This is a genomic window from Lactobacillus apis, assembly GCF_002837055.1.
GTDB lineage: Bacteria > Bacillota > Bacilli > Lactobacillales > Lactobacillaceae > Lactobacillus > Lactobacillus apis.
The window spans coordinates 43,140-59,861 of sequence record NZ_PDKP01000006.1; the positions used below are offsets into that span (position 1 = coordinate 43,140).

Consider the following 16,722-nt stretch of genomic DNA (forward strand, 5'->3'; position numbering starts at 1 on the left):
TCCATTCCGAACTCTTGTTTGTATTACAAATTATACAAACGTAGGTTTGGTTAGGCAAGAACTTTTTATTCGACTGCAAGAATTGTCACTTGGTATTCACCCGCAGGGGCTGCCACATTTACTACTGCGCCAGCTTCTTTTTTATTTATTGCCTGGCCCAAAGGTGAGTCAAAGGAAATTTTGCCTTCGGCAATATCAGCTTCCATTCGTCCAACGATCTGATACTTTTCTGTTTCTTCATCATCATCAAAACGAAGCGTTACTGTTTTACCTAAATCAACTTTGCCATCATCGTTCTTTTCAATTACTTCAGCATATTTCAATTGCTTTTCAAGGTAGCGCAAACGGCTTTGCAGGTGCCCCAAGTCTCTCTTAGCCTCTGTATACTCGGTATTTTCCGATAAATCACCAAGTGATCGGGCCTCCTGCAAAATTTTGATTCGTCTTGGTCGGTCCTTTTTTAAACGAGCAATTTCTTCTTCAATTTTTTGGTAGCCTGTTGGCGTCATTTTCTGATAATAAACCAAAGTTTTATCTCCTTTTTTACTTTTTCGCAAAAATTTTCTACAAGTTTTTCTTGATATATCAACGTTTTGTTCTATTTTTTAGCACTCGATGAAGAAAAGTGCTAAAAAGTTGTTCACTTTTCGAATAATGGTACTATAATATTAATTGTAAGGAAGAAATGAAAGTCTTTACTTACATATTTAACTAAATTGAAAACAAAAAAATTGAAAGGAAGTTTTAAATTATGGCAAATGATATGATGAATCGTCGTAATGACTTATTTGATGCAATGAATGATTGGTTTGATCTTCCTAGAAAGTTTTTTGACGATACTAATGTTGCCAAATTAATGCAATCAGATGTAATTGAAAACGATAAAGAATATGTGATTAAAGTTGATATGCCAGGAATGGATAAGAGCAACATTAATCTAAGCTACAATAATGGTATTTTAAGCGTTTCAGGCTCAAGAAAATCATTTAAAGATATGTCCAAGGACAACAGTCTTATTCACCGTGAAAGAATTGATGGTCACATTTCTCGTAGCTTTAGATTACCAAATGTAGTTGCAAGTGAGATCAGTGCAAAGTATGATAATGGTGTATTGACTATTACTTTACCAAAACAAAGTTCTGATCAAAGTGATAATTCAATTCAAATTGATTAGCTTATTTATATTTTAATTGCAAGAAGTTCTAGATAAGTTGCCAATACAAATAATTCTCTAAAGTGGGTTCAGCTATTGAACCCACTTTTCTTTTAGATTAAAATAGAAAGTAATTTAAAATTAGATTAAAAAAGGAGAATTATCTATGGGACATCAAGTTACTGTCCAAGAACTAGAAAAGTTTACGGACAATTTTAATCAAAACCCTAAAAACCAGGTAGTTGCACGTGCAACTCAAAAAAGCGGTGTGCTAGCTGCTGCTTACAATGAACGTGTACAAGGTGAATTAACTCGTGTTTTCTCTACAGAATTAGACACAGAAAACGTTACTAACCAGCGTCAATCTGGTCGTTGCTGGGAATTCGCCACTCTAAATATTTTGCGCCACAACTTTGGTAAAAAGCATAATTGTAAGAATTTTACTTTCTCACAAAGTTACAACTTCTTCTGGGACAAAATCGAGCGTGCAAACATTTTTTATGACAACATCTTGGACACAGCAGATAAGTCCCTCAACTCACGGACAGTTAGAGCCATTTTAGAGAGTGCCGGTCAAGATGGTGGTCATTTCCACATGGGAGCCGCTTTAATTGAAAAATATGGTGTTGTACCTTCTTATGCGATGCCGGAAAGTTTTAACGCTAATAACACCAGTGCCTTGGGTAAGGCTTTGGGTGACAAGCTGAAGAAAGACGCTTTGGTTTTGCGTAAACTAAAGCAAGAAGGCAAAGACGAAGAAGTCGAAAAAGCACGTGAACAATTTTTAGGTGAAGTTTACCAAATGACAGCAATTGCTGTTGGTGAACCACCAAAGAAATTCGATTTGGAATATCGTGATGACGATAAGAAATATCACTTGGATAAAGACTTAACCCCACTCGAATTTTTGCACAAGTACATGGGCGATGTTGACTTTGATGACTACGTTGTATTAACAAATGCACCTGATCATGAATACAACAAGCTCTATGGTTTACCATTCGCTGACAACGTTGAAGGTGTCTGCCGAATCAAGTTCCTAAACTTGCCAATGGAGTTTTTGGAAACTTACGCAGTTAACCAATTAAAAGACGGCGAAGCTGTTTGGTTTGGTAATGATGTTGGTATACAAAGTGACCGTAAGGCAGGTTACCTTGATAACAATCTATACAAATTCAACGAGTTGTTTGGCGTTGATTTAACAATGTCTAAGGCTGACAGATTGCGTACTGGCGCTGGTTCAGCTACTCACGCTATGACGCTAGTTGGTGTTGATGAAGATAACGGTCACATTCGTCAATGGAAAGTTGAGAACTCATGGGGCGAACAAAACGGTGACAAGGGCTTCTTCGTTATGAATAATGACTGGTTCAAGGACTATGTCTACGAAGTTGTCGTACACAAGAAGTACTTAACTTCTGAACAACTTGCCTTGGCAGAAGGCCCAATTACAGATCTTCCTGCTTGGGACTCAATCGCTTAAACTAAAAATAGGCAAAATAAAAGAGTGAAGTTCAAAATTATGAACTCACTCTTTTTTGTTTATTATTTTGCACGCATAAGTAATTCGTCAAACTTCTTGAAGAATAAATCTTTGTCTGCTTTAGTTACTAAAGTTATTTCACGGCCATTTAGATCTTCTTCCATTCGGCCAGCAGCAGTTCCCTTAGTGATGACTTTTACCTTACGTTTTTCTGCTGTTAAAACAACTTCAGGATAAAGTGCACTGATAACAGTTAAAATATCCCAGAAGTATAGTTGAGCTGTTTGAATTGGTGGATTAACTAGAAGACTATAAGCTTGACCAGCTAAATCAACAGCTGGATACTTGCGTAAACCTGCCCAGTGCATCTTCAATTCATTTGTTAGCGGTAGTTCCTCACTACTTTCTAGACCAATGACTTCCATTGGAATATTTGAAGCCAGTACACGCTCAACAGCGTATGGATCCCAGAATGCATTCCATTCTTGTGTGCCATCTGCATTAACTTGGACAACATTTCCGTGACCATCAAGAGAGCCACCCATCCAATAAAGTTTTTCAATTTTTGATTCAATTTCAGGCGCAGCATCTAGGGCACGAGCCAAGTCAGTCAATGGACCTGTCATAACAACAGTTACAGGCGCAGTAGCATTTTCAAGCTTAGTGACCATGTCTAAGTGAGCAGGCTGGTCTGCTTCCTTGGTAACCATTTTGCCTGATTCATTGAGAATTGGTAATGAATTGAAAGAGTACGATGCTGTCCGCCAAGCTTCAGGAAACTGGTTAACAGCACGTGAATTTGACTTAGCAACTTCTAGTTTATCACCGCGTGTATTAAAACGATCGGTTAACTTACGGCAGACCTCAACTGATGGGTCAACATAACCGTCGGCATCGATTGCACCAACACCAAGCAACTTGATTTCTGGTGCTTGTAAAAACAATAGGTATGATACTAAATCATCGATATTACCATCGTGATTGAAATAGAATTCTTTCATTTTTCTCCTTATTTCGACTTAATATAATTTTGACCATCAGCAGCTGGTGCAACTGACTTACCAAAGAACAGAACTAGGATCACAATCGTGATTACATATGGTGCAATCTGCATGTAAACGGATGGAATATGGTTGAAAAATGGTAATTGATTACCAATAATACTGATACTCTGAGCAAAACCAAAGAACAGTGATGCAAGCATCGCACCAATTGGGTTCCATTTACCAAAAATCATTGCTGCTAAAGCCATGAATCCTTGACCTACAATGGTCGAAATTGAAAAGTTACCGGAAATTGCTTGAGCAAAAACAGCACCACCAATTCCGCCTAAAAAGCCAGAAATCAGAACACCAGCATAGCGCATCCCATAGACATTAACACCCATTGTGTCGGCTGCTTGTGGGTTTTCACCACAGGCACGTAAACGCAAACCAAAGCGCGTTTTATACAATACCCACCAAAGGATAATTGAAACTATAATTGCTACCCAAGCAGGAGCAGAGGTGTTCTTAAATAAAATTGGTCCAATGACTGGAATATCAGCAAGACCAGGAAAACTAAAGTAACCAAAGCTTTGAGTAATATTTTCAGTTTGACCTTTATCATAAATTGCCTTTACCAAAAAGACGCCTAGTGGTGGTGCCATTAAGTTAAGCACAGTACCACTGATTACGTGGTCAGCGTGGAAATTAATCGTTGCTACAGCATGCAATAGTGAAAATAGCAATCCAACAACGCCGCCAACTAGTAAACCTAACCATGGTGTCAACTTACCAAAAGTTGAAGCAAAGGTCAGATTGAAGACAACTGAAGAAAAAGCGCCCATCGTCATGATACCTTCAAGACCGACGTTAGTAATACCAGAGTTTTCACTATAAACCCCGCCTAGAGCTGTAAAAACTAGTGGCGTAGAGTAAACAAAAGTTGACGAAACCAATAAAGATAATATTCCAACTAAATTCATTACCTTTGTCCTCCTTCAGTTGACGTTGTATTTGCAGTATTAGTGCCGTCTGTCTTTTGTTCAGGCTCTTCAACTGATGCTTTGCGGGTCTTAAATAAAAGTCCAATGACATATTGAATTGCCACAAAGAAAATAATTGCCGCAATTACAATCGAAACTATTTCATAAGGAATACCCGCTATTGTTTGCATTCCTAGGCCACCGATTTTCAAAATTGAGAACAAAATGGCTGCTAGCAAGATACCGATTGCAGTTCCGCCACCAAGTAGCGCAACAGATAAACCATCCCAACCAATGTCCAAACTAGTAGTCTGGGTAAAGTAGTTTTGGTAAGTTCCAAGTCCCTGAACAACACCACCTAAACCAGCAAAGCCACCTGAAAGAAGCATTGAGTAGATAATATTCTTTTTCGTTGACATTCCGGCATAGCGACTCGCATATGGATTAGCACCAACTGAGCGAATCTCAAAACCAGTTGTTGTCTTTTTCATTAAGTACCAGTAAATGAAAACACCGATTAAGGCTAAGAAAATACCTGCGTTAATTCTAGAATCGCCAAACATTGAACTCAACCAATCAATTTTCAAACTACCGTTAGCAGTAATTGTCTTAGTTGTATCAGTATCGATTCTTAATTTGCTAGACATAACTTGTTGCATCAAGTACTGGCATGAATAGAGCACAATGTAGTTCAGCATGATAGTAGTAATAACTTCATTTGTTCCAAATTGTGCACGCAGCCAACCGGCAACACCAGCTACAACAGCACCGGCTAGGGCACCAGCAATAACTGCTAATGGCAGTAAGATAACTTTTGGCATGTTTGGATTAGCAAGTACGATCCAAATTGAGGTTAACCAACCAGCTTGTGCCTGACCAGGCAAACCAATATTAAAGAAGCCAGCACTTGAAGCAATGGCAAAGCCAATTGCAGTAAAAATAAGCGGCGTCGCTTCACGGATTGTTTCACCAATTCCATTCATGTTGCCTAAAGCACTAGAGAACATTGATGAATATGCTTCAAACGGATTATAGCTCCAGATCAACATAATCAATGCACCAACTAGAAAACCAGCAAAAATAGAAATTAGTGGTACTAAGATTTTTTTCGTTTTTGGTGTTACTTTAAGCAAGAGCGTTGCCTTCTTTCTTAATGCCAGTCATTAACAAGCCTAATTCTTCATCGCTTGTTTCTTCCGGCTTAACTTCACCAGAAATGTCGCCATCATGAAGAACAATAATTCGATCAGACAATTGCATAATTTCATCTAATTCATAGGAAATTAATAAAATTGCTTTTCCTTTTGCACGTTCAAGCAAAAGTTGCTGGTGGATATATTCGATTGCACCAACATCAAGGCCACGAGTAGGCTGAAAGGCAATAATCAAATCACTGTCGAGATCTAATTCACGTGCAATAATTACCTTTTGCTGATTACCGCCGGATAAGTCACTAACTGGTAAACTGCTACCAGTCGTTCTAATATCGAACTTTGTAATCAACTCATCGGCATGTTGATGAATTAAATCATAGTGCATTACATGGTGACTTGAATACGGTTGATGATAGTAATTCTGTAACGCCAGATTATCCGAGATTGAAAATGGTAAAATTAAACCATATTTTTGCCGATCGGAAGGAATATACGAAACGCCCTTTTCGGTGATTTTTCGTACCTTCTGATTGGTCATATCTTCATCATTAATACTTATCTTGCCGGAATCAACATGTTGCATTCCCGTCAAAGCTCGTACTAATTCGTCTTGTCCGTTGCCGTCAATACCGGCAACACCCAAAATTTCACCAGCACGCAGGGCAAATGACAATCCCTTTAATGCTAGAATACCTTGCTTGTTCTTAACCTTAAGGTCACTAACTTTAAGTGTAGTTTTCCCTACTTCAGCACTAGGCTTATCCAGCTTCATGTTAACGTGACGGCCGACCATTAATTCAGCCAAGCGGTTATTAGTTACACCGCTAACATCAAAAGTACCAACACTCTTACCTGCACGAATAACCGTAACCCGATCTGCAGCACGCTTGATTTCTTCAAGCTTATGCGTAATCAGAATGATTGACTTACCTTCTTTAGCCAGCTCTTTAATAATTTGAATAAATTCCGTAATTTCTTGCGGGGTTAAAACGGCAGTTGGCTCATCAAAAATCATGATATCAGCACCACGGTAGAGCACCTTAAGGATTTCTACTCGTTGTTGCTGCGCAACTGTAATTTCACTAACCTTCTTTTTAGGGTCAATGTTCAAATTATAGCGTTGCGATAACTCCTCAATTTGTTGTTGCGCTTTTTTAAAATCTAGCTTTGGTCCCTTAATGGTTTCATGACCTAAAATAATATTTTCTAAAACCGTGAATGATTCCATCAACATAAAGTGCTGGTGAACCATTCCTATTCCTAAGTTCTTGGCAACAGTCGGATTTTTAATTTCAACTTCTTGACCACGAACATCAATTTCACCAGAAGTTGGCATTAGCAAACCAGACAAAATACTCATCAAGGTTGACTTGCCAGCACCATTTTCACCAAGAAGAGCTAGGATTTCTCCTTTGCGCAAAGTTAGATTAATGTCATTATTTGCTTTAAAGCCATTAAAATCTTTGACAATATGCTTCATCTCGATTACATTCGTCGTATTTTCCATTTTGCTTATATTTCTTTCTATAAAAAACTCTTTGTATATTAAAACACAAAGAGTTTCCTATTACTTGATTATTTGCGATTAATCTCCGGCTACAGTAATTTTACCAGCTAAGATATCAGCCCTAGATTTCTGAACTGCGCTCCAAGCTTTTGATGATAAATTACCCTTTGTAACTGAAACGCCGTTACCCTTTAAAGAATAAACAAGGTGCTTGCCACCAGGGAACTTACCCTTAACTGCATCATCTGCTAAAGATTTAGTTGCAACGTCCAAGCCCTTTAAAACAGAAGTTAAAGTAAAGTTGTCTTTTTTGCCATCTTTGTCTTTATACTGTCCCATGTTTTCTTGGTCAACGTCGACACCAACTACCCAAACTTTTTGACTGGCAGCATGTGCTTGGTTATGAGCTTTGGCTTCTTGGAAAACACCGTTACCGGCTGAACCAGCAGCTTGGAAGATAATATCGCACTTGTTTGCGTACATCGATTGTGCCATTGATTTCGCTTTATCTGTTGAGGTAAAGTTACCAACATATTGTGCGTCAACTGTTATCTTCTTATGCATTGCCTTAGCGGCATCTGCAACACCTTGTTTAAAGCCATTTTCAAAGCTTTCAATAATTGTTGACTTAGCCCCACCAACAAAACCGACTTTGTTAGTTTTAGTTGAGTAAGCAGCAGCTACACCACCAAGGTATGAAGCTTGGTTACTCTTAAAAGTTACCGAAGCAACATTCTTTTGTCCGGTGATTACATCATCGACAATTACAAAATTCTTCTTTGGATTTTTCTTAGCAGCTTCACTAACCGAATCTTTTAATAAGTAACCAATACCAAAAATAGTTTTGTAGCCTGATTTAGCGGCTTGGTTAAAGTTAGGCGTATAGTCTGTTGCGCTGTTTGACTGGAAGTATTGATAGCCACTTCCTTTTTTAAGACCTTGCTCTTTACCATAAGCTTTAAAGCCTTCCCAGGCAGCTTGGTTAAAAGATTGGTCGTTTACGCCGTTGCTATCAGTAATTAAGGCGATGCTATTCTTTTTACTTTCACCGGTTGAATTCTGTTTCTTTCCAGAACAACCACTCATTAATAAAGTAATTGAAGCAGCCACAGTTCCTAATGACAAAAGTCTCGCAAGTTTTTTACCCATTGTTAGTTTTTATCCTCCACAAAAATACGAACTTTTCATCTATTACTTTATTATAAAATACGTAAAAAGACAAGATGAATCTATTCGACTTTGCATATAAAAACTTTTGTTATTCTAAAATCGAACTATTTTGAAGGGTGAATTGGAACTTTGATTTCACCGTCAATAATTTGTTGACGTGCGTCACGTGAGTATTTCCAAGCTTTGTCTTCGATATGACCGCGTGTAATGGAAACACCGTTTGTCTTCAAACCGTAAACTAATTCTTTACCGCCAGGAAACTTACCGTTATATGCACGGTTAGCAATATCGTGAGTAGCAACATTAACACCAGTAATTACTGAAGTTAGTACAAAGTTGTCTTTCTTGCCATCCTTACTCTTGTAATTACCTAAATATGATTGGTCAACATCAACACCGATAACCCAAACCTTCTTATCAGCAGGACGGTTTTGGTTGATTGCCTTAGCTTCTTGGAAAAGACCATTACCAGCTAAACCAGAAGCGTGGAAGATAATGTCAGCTTTTTTAGCGTACATTGATTGTGCGATAGCTTTTTCCTTGTCAGCACTTGTAAAGTTACCAACATATTGATTTAGAAGTGTAACCTTCTTATTTAACTTCTTAGCTTGATCGTTAACACCTTTAGTAAAACCTGCGTCAAACAAATCAATAATGTTACCGTGAGCTCCACCGATGAAACCAATGACACCTGTCTTAGTTTGAGTTGCTGCTGCAACACCGGCTAAGTATGAAGCCTGCTCACTCTTGAAGTTAGCTGAAGCAACGTTCTTTTGATCTTTGATTACTTCATCAACGATAACAAAGTTCTTCTTAGGGTCTTTCTTAGCTGCTGCACTAACAGCATCTTTCAGACTATAACCAATACCAAAAATTGTTTGGTATCCTGCTTTGCTAGCTTGGTCAAAGTTTGGCTCAAAGTCAGCTGCACTACTCGATTGGAAGTACTGATAGCCGTTCTTACCACGCTTTAAGTTATGGTCTTTACCGTATGCCTTAAAGCCACGCCAAGCGGATTGGTTAAATGAATTATCATTAACACCCGCAGTATCAGTAATCAACGCGATTGAGTGCTTTGCGCTATCAGTTGAGTTACCACTTCCACCCTGCTTTTTACCCGAACATGCAGTAAGTGCAACACCAGCCGCAAATGTTACGGTAGCAAAGGATAGGATTTTCTTGATTTTAGTCTTCATAGTTATGTATGACCCCCATATAATTTCTAGTACTAGAATATCAATATTTAGTATTCACGTCAAAAACGGAATACAACATAGAGTGTTGATGTAACAACCTTTTTGATTTTGTCAAATTAGCGCTTGGCTCTTAAACCATCGAGCTTTGTATATGACAAGGGAAATTTTTTCAACTTTTTTACTTGTGTTATGTTTATTAAAACTAGCTTTTGAAAAAATGAGCTTTTAAGTTGTTCGCTATTAAAATAAATTAATGCACGCTAAAATGAATAATATAATGCGCAAATAAAAACCATCCGGTGAAACCGCATGGTTTTCATAATTTATTAGTATGGAGTGATTAAAGTGTTACATCGAGCAGTTTTCCAGTCAAAATTAGGTGACATGATCTTACTTAGTGATGAGAAGGCCTTACTAGGCTTATGGTTTGCGGATCAGAAATTTTTTGGTGCAAACTATCAGTTGGACCAAGCAGATGATGTTAAAAACATCCCACTTAAGCTAGCTCTTCGCTGGCTCAATGACTACTTTGCTGGTTTGAACCCTGATCCTTTCTTTATTCCAATTAGACCAGAAGTTACAGCATTTAGAAAAGCAGTTTATCATGAATTGCAAAAAGTCCCTTATGGAGAAACAACCACTTACGGTGAGCTCTCTGACAAACTACAAGCAAAACAAGCAATCAAAACCAATAAAGCGCGCGCCGTTGGCGGTGCAATTGGTCATAACCCAATCACACTAATCGTCCCATGTCATCGCGTAATTGGCAGTGACGGCTCATTGACTGGATACGCTGGTGGAATTGAACGTAAGAAGGCGTTACTGCAATTCGAACGCCAGAATTAGTTAAACATTCCACTCATCCATAAATTCTTGAACAAAAGCACGCATGAAATCAGTTCGTTTGTGTGCTTCTTTTTTGCCACCATCAGTATTCATTAAATCTTCTAATTGAAACAGCTTTTCATAAAAGTGATTAATGGTGGTTTCGATGTGTTCGCGATATTGATCATGGCTAACCAGTTTTTCAGGCTTAATCTTTGGATCATAAATCACATTACCGTGAGCACCGCCATAGGTAAATGCGCGTGCAATTCCCATTGCACCCAAGCTCTCAATGCGATCAGCATCTTGAACATATTCACCAGAAACTGGTAATTGATAATGGTGTTCAATATTTTGTGAAAACGACATATGTTGAATGGTAAAAAGAATATCCTTTACTTCAAGCTCACTAAAGCCAGCCTGTGGTAGCAAGTGCTTAATTTGCTCGACAACTTGCTCAGGATCCGCACAGATCTTTTCATCAATCGTATCGTGTAAATACCCTGCTGTCTGGATAATCGCCACCATGCGGCTGTCTGCGTGTGCATCAGGATTATCCTGTAAATATAATTGGCTAGCTAAGTGGGCCACACGCTGACCATGATAAAAATCGTGACCCGTTTTTTCACCTTCTAATTGCTTTTGAACAAAATCGATTACCTTTGTTATTTCCATTTTAATCACTCCTTTTTTAGTCTTAAGCCGCTTCCCAGATTTGAACTGAGGACCTCCTCCTTACCACGGCGGTGCTCTACCTCCTGAGCTAAAGCGGCAAATTAATTTTAACAAAAAAGCACCCACCTTAGTTAGTGGATGCTAAATTTAATTATTTACTGTACGAACTTAACTGCTGTACCGTATGCAACTACTGACTGCATGTCACCGCCAATTGTACCTGAGTCAAAACGCATCATCACGATTGCATCGGCACCTTTTTCTTCAGCTTCTTGACGTAAGCGTTCAAGAGCTTGCTCACGAGATGTTTGTAACATCTTAGTGTAGCTACGGATTTCTCCACCCACCATTGATTTTAAGCCAGCGCCAAAATCTTTAAAAGCATTTTTAGATTGAGTGGTTAAGCCAAAAACTTCACCAATAATCTCATACTCTTTACCAGGAATATTTTCCGTAGTAGTAACTAATATTTCAGACATTTCTTTTCCTCCTAAAACGGGGTAATTTATAGCAATAAATAATTATTGCCTTAAATAGATTATGAATTATAGCCTGATATTTTGTCAAATATTGCTTAAAAGTATCATATTATTTGATAGATTCTAAAAGCTGTTTAGCAATTTCTGGTGGCATTAAATTAATTGTAGTGAGATCTTTTAAGCCAACCCAAGCCGGCTCGTAAATATTTTTAGTGCTCGAGCGTTCTTTTTCTTCCCCACTAATTTGAGGTGCTTTAGTTTGCCCAGTTTGGGTTAAAAAGATAACCTCATTGTCAATTTCAAACAATTGTTTAAGCTTTTCCGGTAACAACTTAATTTCTAATTCTTCGTTGACTTCTCTAATTGCGGTTTCAATGGGCGTTTCCTGGTTTTCTGCACCGCCACCAGGAATGACCCAATAGTCGCGCTCGTTTTTCAGCCTGTGAATTAATAAAATATCTTTTAAATCCGGATTATATAAGACAACTCGTGCTCTCATTTTTAGCCCCCCCTTATTTTGAATCTCTACTATTTGACATCTACTTTTTTCACTTTATAAAAAAAGTCTGATACATAATCTACCAGACTTTTATTCATAAACTAGTCTTTGATATTAACCAAAGTATATTTTCTCTTTCCTTTACGAACAATTACATACTTACCATCAAATGCTTTTGCTGGATCAACTTCAAAATCAACTGATTGTTCACGGTCACCATTAATGTAAATTGCACCGTTTTCAACGTCTTCACGTGCTTGACGCTTAGACGATTCGATTTTGGTATCAACTAAAAAGTCAACAATATTCTTAGCAGCCGATCCTGATTCTGCAGTTGGTGCGCTCTTTAATCCCTGCTCAATTTGCGTAACAGTTAAGTCTTTGACATTACCAGAGAATAGAGAGTCTGTGATCATTTCTGCTTCAGCCAATCCCGCTTCACCGTGAACAAACTTGGTTACTTCCTTAGCTAAAGTCTTTTGCGCCGTTCTCTTCCATGGCTCAGTCTTAACTTGTTCTGCTAACTCATCAATCTCTTCATGACTCAGGAAAGTAAAGTACTTCAGGTATTTAACTACATCACGGTCGTCTTGATTAATCCAGAATTGGTAGAACTCGTAAGGACTGGTCTTTTCTGGATCAAGCCAAATTGCTCCACCAGCTGATTTACCAAATTTAGTTCCATCAGCTTTAAGCATTAATGGAATAGTCAAACCAAATGCTTCACGATCAGATCCCATTAACTTATGAATAAGGTCAATTCCTGCTGTAATGTTGCCCCATTGATCACTACCACCGATTTGCATCTGTACACCGTGGTTTTTATTTAATTGGTAAAAATCAATTGCTTGCAAAATCTGGTATGAAAATTCAGTAAATGAAATCCCATTTTCCAAGCGACTGGCAACAACGTCCTTGTTAATCATGTTGTTTACTTGGAAGTGTTTACCGTAGTCACGTAAGAAGTCGATTAAACTTAACTTATCTAGCCATTCTGCGTTGTTAACAATTTCAAAGTTTTCAGTACCAAACAGCTTCTCCATTTGCTTAGTCAAAGCAATTTCATTTTGATGAAGCTTTTCAGCATCAAGTAAAACTCTTTCGGTACTACGACCTGATGGGTCCCCAATTGTACCAGTACCACCACCAATAACAATTACTGGATGGTAACCAGCTAATTGGAATCTCTTTAAAATCATAAAGGGGATTAGGTGGCCAATGTGAAGTGAATCACCAGTTGGATCAGTACCACAATAGAGTGCTAAGTCATCATGTTCTTCTAAGTACTTAGCTAGTCCTTCTGCATCTGTCTGCTGGTTAATTGCTCCACGCCATTTTAAATCTTCTAAAATATTAAAGTTTGCCATCTTTTTCCTCCAATAAAAAAGTCCCCGGATTTCCCAAGAAATCCAGGGACGACTAAATTACTTTTTTAGCCGTGGTACCACCCACGTTTGCGCTTATTAGCGCCTCAAGTTTGGTTTTTAGCGGAACCACCCGATATGTATTTCGCGAAACTTCAGCCTGCCTAGCTTACACCAACCGCTAGTTCTCTGAACACTGAACTGAAACGCTACTTAAAATATCTAAATGAATAATACTCATTTTTTTCTAATAAGTCAACACCAGATACTATTTGTAGAAGCCCTTAATTTGTAAACCATAAGCTTTACCAGCAGTCATATCATATTGGATAGTTTCATAATCAGCCAAGAGATCTTGTTGTTCCTTGGTTAGGTACTGAGGTTGAATTACTTGTCCCTTACGTCCAATTAATTCATAACCCTTATCACCCTTGAAGTTAATTGTAATTGCAGGCAATTTCTTATGAACTTCAGTAAGGAGTGCTTGGTATGGTGTAACCTTTGAATCAGTCTGCTCAAGCATCATCGCAATAAAGTCACTTGAACTTACGAAATTGTTAGCTTTACGTGGTAAATGCGTTTTGGCACCATGTTCACGAGCATACTTATTCGAGTAAATGAAGTAACGAGTTGAGTGCATTTCAACCGGATACTTAGCAGTGTAACTCTGCGAAATAATACTTGGATAGTGGTCACCGTAGAAGACTAACGTAATTGGTTTCTTAATCTTATCAATTTGACCAATAAATTGCTTAACTGCCTTATCAGTGTATTGCGTACCCTTAACATATGTCGCCATTTGTTCACGAACTGCTGGAGTATTAAATAGATCACCTGAGATCTTACCCATATATTCGTTGTGTGGATACCAATTGTTATATGGCATGTGGTTTTGAATTGAAATCAGATTGATGAACTGGCCATCTTTACGTGCGTTAATTTGCTGCAGTCCATTAGCATAAGTAGTAAAGTCAGAGTTATAGCCACTCTTACCAAGTTTCTTCTGATCAATAACTTTATACTTCGAACCAGTGTAGACAAACTTATCAAACTTAAAGCGACGATAGTCTTCACGTCTAGAGTAATATGTCCCAATAAATGGGTGAATAGCTGACTTGTAATCAAAGTTCATTCCGATTGTTGGATAGAAACTGTAATTAGGAACAACCTGAACATATGGCGTCAAAGTAGACTTAAACAATCCCATGTTCAATCCCGTTAAGGTTTCCCATTCCATGTTAGCCGTACCACCACCGTAACCAGCACTAAGCATTGTACCGTATGAAGAGCGTGACTTCATTGATTCAATGAACTTAACTGGATTTGGTGCAGACTGTTCTATCTTAATGGTTGGGAAAGTATTCGGATCAACGAAACTTTCACTTAGGTTAAAGACAATTGTCTGGTCACTAAGTTTATTCTTTCTGTTTTTATTGATCTTGTTAGCAACTTTAGCATACTTATCATTCAACTGTTTGATAGTCGAAGCAGAGTAGCCTGTCGCTGGCTGATCCATGATTTGCAAGTCAATATAGTTTAAGAAATTCAGAACTGGTCCGTTAACCTGGATATCACGTTCTGGGTTTCTAAAGCGCTGTCTATTATCGAATCCACGATTAATGTGGTAAATAACTCCACCATCATGGTTGAAGCGGAATGGCGTCATGAATAACGCTAAACTCAATAGTGCCCAAATTCCACGTCGTTTCCATGAGCCGCGTTTCTTAATTGGAAACTTGATTTCTAAGAAAACATCCAGTGCAATCACGATTACAATTGCAACTAGGATAGCAATAACTGTTGTTTTACCAATCATTGGTAAAAGCGTCTTCCAATTGACGATTTCACTGATTTCAGTTGGATAAATTGGTTCACCGCGAAGAAGCAGTTTAATCTTATTGGCAATGGCCCAACCAATTCCAATTAGGCTGACTAGCACATTGGATGTCCAATAACGTGTAGTCACAAAGTAGAAAATTGAGAATAACGCATCAAGGAAGATAGTTGTTAAAATAATGGCAAAGAACTTGGTGCCAAGTAAGTAAACAATCGCATTAATTGTCGCTGCAGTACTGATTTGGATTCTTAAGTTATCAGATTCAATTAAAAATGAACCAAAACTCAAAACATAGAACCAAGCCCAAGTCAGTAAGTTAACTCTGTTGGCAACAATAAATTTAGTGAATTTTGTCCAAGCCTTCTCACAAATTTTCGCTAAATTAGTTTCATGATCTAAGTACTTAACAATCTTAGTAACTGGCTTAAATTTAAATAGATACTTTTCCAGTACCATATCCCAAATTGCAGCAGCAAGCAGCATGACAACAATCATGATTAGCTTGTTAACAAAAGATGAGCCAGTGAAGCGGAAATCGTTCATGAACCTAGTCGAAATTGGCGCATCCATGAACATGATTACTGGGATAAAGTAACGCATTTGCTTCTCATTGAAGGTCATAATAACCTTTTTAAACAATAAGAATGCCGCTAAGACCATCAGGAGCATAAATGGTGAAGATGGATTGTTCAAAAATTCTCTGTTCCAGTCACCACCACCGTTGCCGGAAATGATTTGTGACCAGTAGACGGCATCAAAACCCGAAACACCGATTACAACAACAAAGAATGAAACAATCCCACTAAATAAAGCTAGACCAAAGAGCTTACCATTAACCTTAACTCCAGCTAAAAACATCCCCCATGCAAAAAACAAAATAAGGTATAAACCATAGAGTGAATATTGGAAGGATAAGTTTCCGGCACTCAAGGCAAAGCCAAGAAGACTTAATAAGCTAAGTACTAGTAAGTTTTGCTTTTTAGTCAGCTTATGTTGTAAGTCATAAATCCGTGGTTGTGCCAGTAAACTGAAAAACAAGCCAGAAAATAAAACCGAGGTACTGGTAATAATTGGGAACAACATCCCCCAAACACGCCACATGTTAAAGCGTGCAGGTACCTTAATGAAAAATAGGACGTAATAAACAACTAGCGTAACGAAGGCCATCAGCCAATACTTAAAGCTTTCACTTACACTTTGTTTTTTCCTGCTATAAACTGCACCAAAAACCATTGGTATAATCATCATTGTTGCGTTATGCATCATGTTAGGCATAAAACGCACGAATGAGTAATGTGCTCTCGCAGCAACACCCTTCAAACTATACATTTGAATTAACATAAAGAGCGTTGCCACTAATATGCAAATCGCCTGCACGACTTTTAACGATTTTTTGTTTTTATTCATGTTTCTA

At 38.1% G+C, this 16,722-nt stretch carries 15 protein-coding genes and 1 tRNA gene; 3 read left to right on the forward strand and 13 right to left on the reverse strand.

Annotated elements, in window-relative coordinates:
* Positions 1–65: 65 nt before the first annotated feature.
* Entirely contained in the window at positions 66–527 is a 462-nt protein-coding gene (gene greA / locus CRG87_RS05430) for a transcription elongation factor GreA (protein WP_046308155.1), read from the reverse strand.
* A 224-nt stretch (positions 528–751) separates the two neighbouring features.
* Here greA and CRG87_RS05435 point away from each other — a divergent pair, with 224 nt between their 5' ends.
* Positions 752–1,174 carry an Hsp20/alpha crystallin family protein gene (locus CRG87_RS05435; protein WP_046307732.1) on the forward strand — a complete coding sequence of 141 codons (423 nt, stop codon included), beginning with the start codon at positions 752–754 and terminating at the stop codon, positions 1,172–1,174.
* 145 nt (positions 1,175–1,319) lie between these two features.
* The gene (locus CRG87_RS05440) at positions 1,320–2,636 is read left to right on the forward strand and encodes a C1 family peptidase (RefSeq protein ID WP_074425834.1); all 1,317 of its coding nucleotides are present in this window, start codon (positions 1,320–1,322) and stop codon (positions 2,634–2,636) included.
* 62 nt (positions 2,637–2,698) lie between these two features.
* On the opposite strand, the gene CRG87_RS05445 is transcribed toward CRG87_RS05440, so the two are convergent.
* The 6 genes from CRG87_RS05445 to CRG87_RS05470 form a co-directional block, all read right to left on the reverse strand.
* A complete protein-coding gene (locus CRG87_RS05445) occupies positions 2,699–3,637 on the reverse strand; it encodes a nucleoside hydrolase (protein ID WP_074425835.1) in 939 nt (312 codons plus the stop codon).
* 8 nt (positions 3,638–3,645) lie between these two features.
* The gene (locus CRG87_RS05450) at positions 3,646–4,602 is read right to left on the reverse strand and encodes an ABC transporter permease (protein ID WP_046307737.1); all 957 of its coding nucleotides are present in this window, start codon (positions 4,600–4,602) and stop codon (positions 3,646–3,648) included.
* The gene (locus tag CRG87_RS05455; RefSeq protein WP_074425836.1) at positions 4,602–5,735 is read right to left on the reverse strand and encodes an ABC transporter permease; all 1,134 of its coding nucleotides are present in this window, start codon (positions 5,733–5,735) and stop codon (positions 4,602–4,604) included. Before CRG87_RS05455 ends, CRG87_RS05450 begins: the two co-directional genes overlap by 1 nt.
* Positions 5,728–7,263, reverse strand: coding sequence for an ABC transporter ATP-binding protein (locus CRG87_RS05460; protein WP_074425837.1), 1,536 nt, complete (start codon positions 7,261–7,263; stop codon positions 5,728–5,730). Before CRG87_RS05460 ends, CRG87_RS05455 begins: the two co-directional genes overlap by 8 nt.
* Before the next feature lie 78 nt (positions 7,264–7,341).
* A complete protein-coding gene (locus tag CRG87_RS05465; protein ID WP_074425838.1) occupies positions 7,342–8,412 on the reverse strand; it encodes a BMP family lipoprotein in 1,071 nt (356 codons plus the stop codon).
* A gap of 125 nt (positions 8,413–8,537) precedes the next feature.
* The gene (locus CRG87_RS05470) at positions 8,538–9,629 is read right to left on the reverse strand and encodes a BMP family lipoprotein (RefSeq protein ID WP_074425839.1); all 1,092 of its coding nucleotides are present in this window, start codon (positions 9,627–9,629) and stop codon (positions 8,538–8,540) included.
* Positions 9,630–9,974: 345 nt separating this feature from the next.
* Between CRG87_RS05470 and CRG87_RS05475 the strand changes: the two genes are divergently transcribed.
* A complete protein-coding gene (locus tag CRG87_RS05475) occupies positions 9,975–10,475 on the forward strand; it encodes a methylated-DNA--[protein]-cysteine S-methyltransferase (RefSeq protein WP_083213204.1) in 501 nt (166 codons plus the stop codon).
* On the opposite strand, the gene CRG87_RS05480 is transcribed toward CRG87_RS05475, so the two are convergent.
* The 6 genes from CRG87_RS05480 to CRG87_RS05505 form a co-directional block, all read right to left on the reverse strand.
* A complete protein-coding gene (locus CRG87_RS05480) occupies positions 10,476–11,129 on the reverse strand; it encodes an HD domain-containing protein (RefSeq protein WP_074425840.1) in 654 nt (217 codons plus the stop codon).
* Between the two features lie 25 nt (positions 11,130–11,154).
* Positions 11,155–11,227 (reverse strand) — tRNA-Thr (locus tag CRG87_RS05485).
* 57 nt (positions 11,228–11,284) lie between these two features.
* Positions 11,285–11,608 carry a heavy metal-binding domain-containing protein gene (locus tag CRG87_RS05490; protein ID WP_046307748.1) on the reverse strand — a complete coding sequence of 108 codons (324 nt, stop codon included), beginning with the start codon at positions 11,606–11,608 and terminating at the stop codon, positions 11,285–11,287.
* Between the two features lie 109 nt (positions 11,609–11,717).
* On the reverse strand, positions 11,718–12,107 hold the full coding sequence (locus CRG87_RS05495; protein WP_074425841.1) for an NUDIX domain-containing protein: 390 nt from the start codon (positions 12,105–12,107) through the stop codon (positions 11,718–11,720).
* Between the two features lie 101 nt (positions 12,108–12,208).
* Positions 12,209–13,474: a tyrosine--tRNA ligase gene (gene tyrS, locus CRG87_RS05500; RefSeq protein WP_074425842.1), complete on the reverse strand. Its 1,266-nt coding sequence runs from the start codon at positions 13,472–13,474 to the stop codon at positions 12,209–12,211.
* Positions 13,475–13,739: 265 nt separating this feature from the next.
* Entirely contained in the window at positions 13,740–16,715 is a 2,976-nt protein-coding gene (locus CRG87_RS05505; RefSeq protein WP_074425843.1) for an LTA synthase family protein, read from the reverse strand.
* Positions 16,716–16,722: the final 7 nt, after the last annotated feature.

Coding starts and splice junctions, on each gene's coding strand:
- CRG87_RS05435 (WP_046307732.1), top strand. CDS start 752: ATGGCAAATGATATGATGAATCGTCGTAATGACTTATTTGATGCAATG.
- CRG87_RS05440 (WP_074425834.1), top strand. CDS start 1,320: ATGGGACATCAAGTTACTGTCCAAGAACTAGAAAAGTTTACGGACAAT.
- CRG87_RS05445 (WP_074425835.1), bottom strand. CDS start 3,637: ATGAAAGAATTCTATTTCAATCACGATGGTAATATCGATGATTTAGTA.
- CRG87_RS05450 (WP_046307737.1), bottom strand. CDS start 4,602: ATGAATTTAGTTGGAATATTATCTTTATTGGTTTCGTCAACTTTTGTT.
- CRG87_RS05460 (WP_074425837.1), bottom strand. CDS start 7,263: ATGGAAAATACGACGAATGTAATCGAGATGAAGCATATTGTCAAAGAT.
- CRG87_RS05465 (WP_074425838.1), bottom strand. CDS start 8,412: ATGGGTAAAAAACTTGCGAGACTTTTGTCATTAGGAACTGTGGCTGCT.
- CRG87_RS05470 (WP_074425839.1), bottom strand. CDS start 9,629: ATGAAGACTAAAATCAAGAAAATCCTATCCTTTGCTACCGTAACATTT.
- CRG87_RS05480 (WP_074425840.1), bottom strand. CDS start 11,129: ATGGAAATAACAAAGGTAATCGATTTTGTTCAAAAGCAATTAGAAGGT.
- CRG87_RS05490 (WP_046307748.1), bottom strand. CDS start 11,608: ATGTCTGAAATATTAGTTACTACTACGGAAAATATTCCTGGTAAAGAG.
- CRG87_RS05495 (WP_074425841.1), bottom strand. CDS start 12,107: ATGAGAGCACGAGTTGTCTTATATAATCCGGATTTAAAAGATATTTTA.
- tyrS (WP_074425842.1), bottom strand. CDS start 13,474: ATGGCAAACTTTAATATTTTAGAAGATTTAAAATGGCGTGGAGCAATT.
- CRG87_RS05505 (WP_074425843.1), bottom strand. CDS start 16,715: ATGAATAAAAACAAAAAATCGTTAAAAGTCGTGCAGGCGATTTGCATA.